This is a genomic window from Paenibacillus sp. N119s, from assembly GCF_059447605.1.
In genome coordinates this window covers 1-748 of record NZ_JCAJRU010000478.1, presented here as the reverse complement: position 1 = coordinate 748, position 748 = coordinate 1, and the positions used below count along the sequence as shown (strand labels likewise).

Annotated in this window: 1 protein-coding gene; it reads right to left on the bottom strand. The window is 43.9% G+C overall.

All coding sequences use genetic code 11. The features are described 5' to 3' along the window. Positions 1-185: 185 nt before the first annotated feature. A partial coding sequence (locus AC5V8P_RS25865; RefSeq protein WP_495474090.1) for a pyruvate, water dikinase regulatory protein occupies positions 186-748 on the bottom strand: 563 nt, incomplete at its 5' end.

The following is a 748-nucleotide window of genomic DNA, read 5'->3' as shown; positions in this document are numbered from 1 at the left end:
GTTACCCGAACGAATTCCAATGCCATTTGACTCTCCATACTTATCCCTCCACCTCTCCTAAAAATAATGGGTATCCATAGGCAAATATATATTTTCAGGGCAGTTTTGCTGCCTTTTATATTTACACTCCTGTATCCAGTGATTCATGTTCTCTTTATATAAGCTGCTTCTAAGCTACATCGCTTCTACAACATTCGGACAATCAAGCCTGCTGTCTCTTCAATTGCTTTATCTGTAACATCAATGACCGGACAATTCAGCTCTTTAAACAAAGACTGCGCATACGCGATTTCCTCTTCCACCCTCGTCGCTGTAGCATACTGCACATTATTAGGAAGCCCCATAACCTTTAGTCGTTCACTGCGTATTTTCAACAGCAGCTCCGGCTGGATCGTCAATCCGAACACTCTGCCATGCTGAACATCCTTCAATTGAACGGGTGGTGTCAGTTCCGGTACAATCGGAATGTTAACTGTTTTATAACCTTTATGTGCGAGAAACATAGATAAAGGAGTTTTGGAGATACGAGACACGCCCAGCAATACTATATCTGCTTTGAGAATGGCGCTCACATCTTTACCATCATCATATTGAACCGCAAAATCCAGTGCCTCTACACGCCGAAAATAGTTGTCGTCCAGCCGGTGTAGTAGACCAGGCTTTTCTTTGGGATCGTTATGAAACGTATCAGCAAACGCCTGCATCATCGGTCCCATAATATCGACAGCTCGCACATTCAGCCGGACAG